5 protein-coding genes are annotated in these 7,083 nt (G+C 60.8%); 3 read left to right on the forward strand and 2 right to left on the reverse strand.

What is annotated here, in order from left to right; genetic code table 11:
• Nucleotides 1–395 precede the first annotated feature (395 nt).
• A complete protein-coding gene (locus tag HMPREF2751_RS06945; RefSeq protein ID WP_016423317.1) occupies nucleotides 396–584 on the reverse strand; it encodes a hypothetical protein in 189 nt (62 codons plus the stop codon).
• Between the two features lie 74 nt (nucleotides 585–658).
• Here HMPREF2751_RS06945 and HMPREF2751_RS06950 point away from each other — a divergent pair, with 74 nt between their 5' ends.
• From HMPREF2751_RS06950 to HMPREF2751_RS06960, 3 genes are all read left to right on the forward strand, one after another.
• Nucleotides 659–3,175, forward strand: a complete 2,517-nt coding sequence (locus tag HMPREF2751_RS06950; protein WP_070595750.1) for a helicase-associated domain-containing protein — start codon at nucleotides 659–661, stop codon at nucleotides 3,173–3,175.
• A gap of 148 nt (nucleotides 3,176–3,323) precedes the next feature.
• Nucleotides 3,324–5,027 (forward strand): DNA repair helicase XPB, encoded by a 1,704-nt coding sequence (locus HMPREF2751_RS06955; RefSeq protein ID WP_070429506.1) that lies wholly within the window; start codon nucleotides 3,324–3,326, stop codon nucleotides 5,025–5,027.
• A gap of 25 nt (nucleotides 5,028–5,052) precedes the next feature.
• On the forward strand, nucleotides 5,053–5,694 hold the full coding sequence (locus HMPREF2751_RS06960; protein ID WP_049171985.1) for a DUF3239 domain-containing protein: 642 nt from the start codon (nucleotides 5,053–5,055) through the stop codon (nucleotides 5,692–5,694).
• 132 nt (nucleotides 5,695–5,826) lie between these two features.
• Here HMPREF2751_RS06960 and HMPREF2751_RS06965 read toward each other — a convergent pair whose 3' ends face one another.
• Nucleotides 5,827–6,969 carry an alpha/beta hydrolase gene (locus HMPREF2751_RS06965; protein ID WP_049171987.1) on the reverse strand — a complete coding sequence of 381 codons (1,143 nt, stop codon included), beginning with the start codon at nucleotides 6,967–6,969 and terminating at the stop codon, nucleotides 5,827–5,829.
• Between the last annotated feature and the right edge of the window lie 114 nt (nucleotides 6,970–7,083).

The raw sequence follows: 7,083 nt of genomic DNA on the forward strand, positions 1-7,083 counted from the left end.
GGTCTGGGGTTATGGTGGCATGCGGACACACTTTCCTTTACTTAACCCGCCGACCCAATGCGAGTTAGTGACTGCGTGAATTACTGTCTGCGTTTATGGCTGGCGACGGCGTGCCAACGCGAGTTAGTGACTGCGTTTATGACAAAAATGGCCCGAAAAATGGCTTGAAAGTGTCATAAACTTACACAGTTTCACATTTGCAGCCCGCATCCATGGGGCCATTCCGGTGGATTGGCCAAAAACTGGGCTTGAATAAGCCCCCGCCCACTTCAAGCGCCCCTACTCAAGCCCCCCCCGCCCCGAGGCCACTGATGTGAAAACCCGCAGCCATGACTGAACTAGCAGTCACGGCTGCGGGCCTCCAGCAGATGTAGCTCTGCTAAGAACCTAAAAGATTACTTGTTAATCACCGTGGTCGGGTGCACGTAACCCAGAGTCTCCGGATCAACCGGGAACTCAATGTCGCCGAAAGGCGAATCTGCACCAGCGTGGTGAGCAATCAGTTCAGTAACAGCGTGCTGACCAGGCTCGAGGTCCTTCGGCCAGCCGGGATCGACATAGGATTTCTTTGCAACGTTAGCCATGCTGAGATTATCCCAAAAATTTTCTCCCCAGTCACCTTCTCCCCTCCTTAAATCTCACTAAAGTGGGGATTGTCATGACTAGCACCACCCCCTTTGCACTCTTTTCCGACTGGTTGGCAGGTCAACCAGACCAATTTGTGGGCACTATCCTCAGCAATCGCCCCGATGCGCTGTCGCCACCGCCGAAGTCTTCCCAGGTGCTAGCGGCAAGGCTCCAGCTCCGCGCTTCTGTCTCCCGCGCGCTGACCAGACTGCCCGCACTGGAGCTCGCCTGCATTGAGGCCGCCGCCGACCTCGGTGCTGACGCCGAACCCGTCACTGCGGACGCCCTCATCGACTACATTCTCGACTTACTCTCTCGAGCAGAGGTTCCCGCCAATCAACGGCCCACGGCCACGCATATTCGGACAAGCCTCGATACCCTGCGCGAATACGGACTCATCTGGGGCAACGGTCCCGGCCCCCGCGGCACCTTCACCGGCAAGTCCACCCGCAAGAAGCCTCTGCCCTGGCAGGACTACTTCTGCCTCAGCGATGAGGTCGCCACCTCGTTGCCACCTGGCTGGTATCTTCTGCCCAATCCCGATGGCCCCAGCCGCAGCCAGCTACGCACGGCACTCACCGAGGTCACAGACAGGCAGCAGCGTCTCCTGGATACCCTCGCCAACTCCGGAGGGCTCGGCGTCACAAAGGACGCTCATCCGGATGCCGACCCTTCACTGCCGGTCCCAGCGCTCATCAACGCCGGCCTGCTCGAACGCATCGACGAGGGCACCGTCCGCCTGCCCGCCACCGTTCGCGCGCTTATGCGTGGAGTCGGGCTTGCCGACGACGACGTCCCCCTGCGCCCCGAAACCCCCGCTACCCACGCGATCGCCAGCGGTAACGACCGTGCTGCCGCCACTGCCTGGGAAACTTTGCGACAGGCGACTGACCTGCTGGACTTGCTGGGAACCGACCCCGCGCCGACCTTGAAAAACGGTGTCATCGGAGTGCGGGAAACCCGCAGTCTCATCGAGGAGCTCGGCGTCGACATCTCGGAGTTGGCTCGCGGCGTGGCTAATCTCAGTGCAGCGGGCCTGGTTCATGTCGGTACTCCACATCCGCTGCCACTGCACGACAGCGGTGGTGACTATTTCGCCCCCACGCTGGCAGCCGACGGCTTCCTCGACGCCGACCTGGTTGACCGGTGGGTGAGTTTGACGGTCGGCACTCGCACTAGCGACGCAGCTCCCTGGCGGGTCGACCAGCTCAATGAGGAAGGCAAGCGCATTGCTCTACTCTCCCCACAAGCTCGGCTCTCCGGGGTACCGTCAATCCGGGAAATGGTGCTGGCCTGCTGTGCGCAGGTGGCGTCGTCGGCAAGCGACAACGACATCGTTGCTCTGGCTGGCCTGCGTGAATGCGCCGCCTACTACTACCCGATTACCAACGCGAGGTGCACGGACGAGACGCTCAGTGGCGTGGTCGACGAGCTGGTCGCCCTCGGCATCGTCGTGCGGGACCCGGGCGTGGAAACAATTTCCGTCGGCCTTAGCGAGGTCGGCAAAGCCACGGTCGCGCTCATCGAATCCGGCACCGCCGAGGCCTTCGACGATCTGCGTGCCGCCTGTAACAACCTCTTGCCGCCGAACGCCTCGTACCTGATGGTTCAGGCGGACAACACCATCGTCGTACCGGGCCCCGCATCCCCGGAGATGGAACGCATGCTCAGTTCGATTGCGCAGCTGGAATCTCCCGGCCTCGCCAGCGTCTACCGCGTGACCGAAGACAGCCTTCGCGATGCCCTCGACGCCGGCATCAATGCCGCCGATATCTCGGAGTTTCTTTCGCGCTACGCCGTCGGCGAGGTGCCGCAGTCCATTACCTATTTGCTTGACGACGTCGCCCGCCGCCACGGTCGTCTCCGCGGTGGCCCCGCAGCTTCGTTTATCCGCTGTGACGACCCGGCCCTGCTGGCCTCATTCCAGAGTCACCAAGCTGGACAAAGCCTGGCGTTGCGGAAGATTGCCGAAACGGTGCTAATTAGCCAGGCCCCGCTTGCCCAGGTGATTGAGACCGCTAGAAATGCGGGCTTTTCCATCATCGCCGAAGATGCAGAGGGTTTGGTGCTGGATCTCGGTCTCGCTCCCTGCCGCATTGAGGCGCCAGCTCCGGTGCCCACTGCGCGTACAACGATGCCCGAACCGGAACGCATCAGCCAGGCGTTGACGGCTATTGCCGATGGCAACCGTGCTGCTGAGCACGCCGGTAGTTCCAGTGGCGCTACGGCCAGTGGCAGCACTGCTGGGGTCTCTGACTCGGCTGCGGATTCGACGACAGGTACGGGCACAGCTGCCGGTGCCAGCACTAGCACCGGTGGCACGAGCGACTACGCCTCCGGCACCGAAGCATTCAAGCTCCTGCAGCGCGCGGCTCGCCACGGTGACGACCTGTATTTGAGCTACGTTGACCGCAACGGCAAACCCGGCCGCAAGCGCGTGCGCCCAGTCACAGTCTCCGGTGGGCAGGTCGATGCAATCGACCCGGCCACCAGCCAAGTGCTGCGCTTCCTGCTGCATCGCATTACCGAAGTACATCCTGTCGACTAGGCGGCGGGCGCGCGGACCGTCGTAAAGCGATGCAGAAGCGAATGTGGCGGTTCGGGATGATTCGAGCCCGTGCCGCATCTTCTGCGTAATCGTGGCAGAATTGACCTTTAGCTTATTTTTGGTCGAATGTCTGCGAGGCGAGGAAATAATGGGTTTCGGTACGGGTCCGCTGATCGTCCAATCGGACAAGACGGTGCTGCTGGAGGTCGATAATCCGGAGGCGGATGCGGCACGCGCGGCGCTGGCACCGTTCGCGGAGCTCGAACGTGCTCCTGAACATGTGCACACCTACCGCATCACCCCGCTGGCGCTGTGGAATGCCCGCGCCGCCGGTCACGACGCGGAGCAGGTGGTCGACGTCCTCGAGCGCTTCTCCAAGTTCCCCGTCCCACAGCCGCTGCTTATCGACGTCGCGGAGACCATGGACCGCTACGGTCGCCTGAGCCTGACCAAGCACCCAGCTCACGGCCTTATTCTGGTTTCACACGACCCTGCGGTACTGGCCGAGGTGACCAAGCACAAAAAGATTCGTCCGATGCTCGGTGAGCAAATCGATGCCGACACCTGGACCGTGCACCCCTCCGAGCGAGGCCGAATCAAACAGGAGCTGCTGAAGGTCGGCTGGCCTGCCAATGACACCGCCGGATACATCGACGGTGAGGCACACGCCATCGCTTGGCAGGATCAGGGCACCGGAGGCCACGACACCTGGGAACTGCGCGACTACCAACGCATGGCGGCTGATTCCTTCCGCGAAGGCGGCTCCGGCGTCGTGGTGCTGCCCTGTGGCGCAGGCAAGACAATCGTCGGTGCAGCGGCCATGGTAGACGCGCAGCGCACCACGTTGATTCTGGTCACCAACACCGTCGCCGGCAGGCAATGGCGCGACGAGCTGCTGCGACGCACCTCGCTGACCGAGGGCGAAATCGGCGAGTACTCCGGCGAAAAGAAGGAAATTCGCCCCGTCACCATTGCGACCTACCAAGTGGTCACGCGCAAGACTAAGGGAGAATACCGCGCACTCGAGTTATTCGATTCCCGCGACTGGGGCCTCATCATCTATGACGAGGTCCACCTCCTGCCCGCTCCTGTATTCCGAATGAGCGCGGATCTGCAGTCGCGCCGTCGACTGGGGCTCACCGCTACCCTGGTGCGCGAAGATGGCCGCGAGGGCGATGTCTTCAGCCTGATTGGCCCGAAGCGCTACGACGCCCCGTGGAAGGACATCGAAGCCCAGGGCTGGATCGCACCGGCTGACTGCGTTGAGGTCCGCGTGACCCCAACCGAGTCCGAGCGCATGCTCTACGCCACGGCTGAGGCCTCCGACAGGTATCGTCTGGCCGCAACGACGCCGACGAAGATTCCCGTCGTCAAGCAAATCCTTGCCCGACACGAGGGCGAACCCGCTCTGGTGATTGGTGCCTACCTGGATCAGCTCGAAGAGATCGGCGAAGAGCTCGGCGTCGACGTCATCGAAGGAAAGACGTCCAACGCCAAACGCGAGGAGCTCTTTGGGAAGTTCCGGCGCGGCGAGATCAACACGCTGGTGGTCTCCAAGGTTGCGAACTTTTCCATCGACCTTCCCGAAGCCTCTGTCGCCGTGCAAATCTCCGGCACCTTCGGTTCCCGACAGGAGGAGGCACAGCGCCTGGGGCGTCTCCTGCGCCCGAAGTCCGATGGTGGTGGCGCCGTCTTTTACTCGGTGGTGACTCGCGATACGCTCGATACCGAATACGCAGCTCACCGCCAGCGTTTCCTGGCGGAACAGGGCTACGCCTACCGAATCGTCGACGCTGATGAGTACCTCGGGCCCTCCCTGCCCGGTGATTCCACCGCTAGCTCGGAATCCTAGAAAACTGGATAACTAAAGGACTGCCATGAACTTTCACTTCCCCGTCAACCGCGAGCACACCAACGCCAACAACGAGTACTACCGCGATGCCCGCCGACTGCTCATCTCCTCCGGCATTTTCTCTGCTCTGCTGCTCGTCGGCGCTGTGCTGGTTCTAATAGTTTTCGACCGCACGCCGTTTGTTATCGGCAGCGCGGTTGTGCTTTTCGCCCTCGCGGCTCTCTACGTCGGCGTTACCTTCCAGGTGCGACGCGCAATTAAGGATCCGCAAGAGCTTTACGACGAATCCCCGCTGGTTCCGGCCATGATTGCGCGTGTGGATGAGCGGACCATGGTGCTGATGACCCTGGTGGACATGCGTAAAAACCCCTCCGATGGCGAGCCCGTCCCGGCCCTGGCTACACGTACGGTCACCACGATTTCCGGTGTCCCCCGCCGCGTGGGCGCGAAGGTGCCAGCTGTTGCTGTGGCCGGTACACACAAGAGCCGCACCGAGTTCTACGACGAGATCACCCCAGTGCCGCTCGCGTGGTCCACTCCAGACAAGTCAATCATTGCCCAAGCCCAGCGCAATATTCCTGTCAACGATTGGAATGTGCTCGAACGCAACATCGACCGGGTGGAAGAGGTACACGCAACGAAGCGCAACCTCCTGCCGCTGAACTAGTCCGGGGGCTGTTAGCCCCCGACATTTTGGCACTGAACTGTTCTAGACCCGCCCCCGATTTCCCTTAGCAGCGCCCCCTCCGCGGTGCTCACATGCACGGCGAGAGCGCCATTGGGAACTGAAACGGATTGACTAGCTCTTGCCCCATGACTCTTCGTTCTGCCGGTCGATCGCTTCCTTATCGTATTCACCTGCCGGATCCTCTGGCAGCTCACGTTCCGTGTGAGTGGCCTCTAGAATGAACCGCGCCGCGTCCGTAATCTGTTCTCGCTGAACCTTTGGAACCGCAATCTGGTGAGTCGCCAAGAATACCGCCTGAGAGGCCTCTCCCCCTGCCTCCTCAACCTTCTTCAGGTACTCGGTAGCTGGCCGAACGACAGTATCGCGGGAGGCCGCCTGAACGTGGACACGCATGCTTCGCGACGGCTCATGCAATCCCGGTGACACTTCCTTTGCCGAATCATCAGAGGTGCCGAAGAATGCCTGCAACCACACCGCAGGAGCACCACGCAGGTCTAGAGCCGGGGCAACGAGCAACAGAGCAACCGGAGTGTCTTGACTAATCTGGTCCACCGCAGAAACAACGTTGTGGCCGCCTGAAGAGACACCATAGAGAACTATCGGGTTCTGATCACTGATGGGCATTGCACCCAATTTTTGAAGCTGCAACGAATCATCTGCAACAGATGCGACTACCCGCGCGATGTCATTGACGGCCTCAGATACTTTATGCTCTGGCGCGAGACGGTAATCCACATCCACAACAATTGCGCCCGATCGGGCTGCCAGGGCAGCCATATTTGGGCCGAAGGAATTCTCACGCAGACTGCCGTCACCCATCCAGAAAGCGCCGCCGTGTGCAGCAACTACCACAGACCCGGTTGGATCCTGCGGGACAAAAACCCGAACCGGAACGCTAGGACTATCCCCCACCGTCGTATCCGTCACCTCTACCTTGCCGTCGGCATACGCAAGGTATGGCGAAGAGTGGTTGACAGCCGCCCCCAGGACCATCATCGAACCGTGAATAATGGCGTCTGGCATACGAGCGCCGCGGTCATTGACTGACGCACGAGCCTTCTTAATGTCTTCCTCAGAGGCACCCAAGGGGACAACCTCGCTCAAGTAGGAATAGGCCGAGACGTGTTCTTCGAGCCATTCAATAAGCTGTTGTAGCTTACCTTCTTCGGTCGTTACGGGAGTGAAGTTGTCTTGAGCCTCGTCCTCAGAAGAAGCGAGGTTAACCACATCGGAGTTAGGTGTCTGATTAGTCATAGAGACAGTCTGCCACAGAGAGCCAACGAGGATTCACCAAAAGAGGAAACCGAGGATCCGATCGACGCTTAGTTAATTCCGTTTACCTGTGGGTAAAACAAAAGTGGGCCGCAG

Origin of the sequence: Corynebacterium sp. HMSC063G05, from assembly GCF_001810555.1 — a bacterium.
In the GTDB taxonomy this organism is placed as follows: Bacteria; Actinomycetota; Actinomycetes; order Mycobacteriales; family Mycobacteriaceae; genus Corynebacterium; species Corynebacterium jeikeium_D.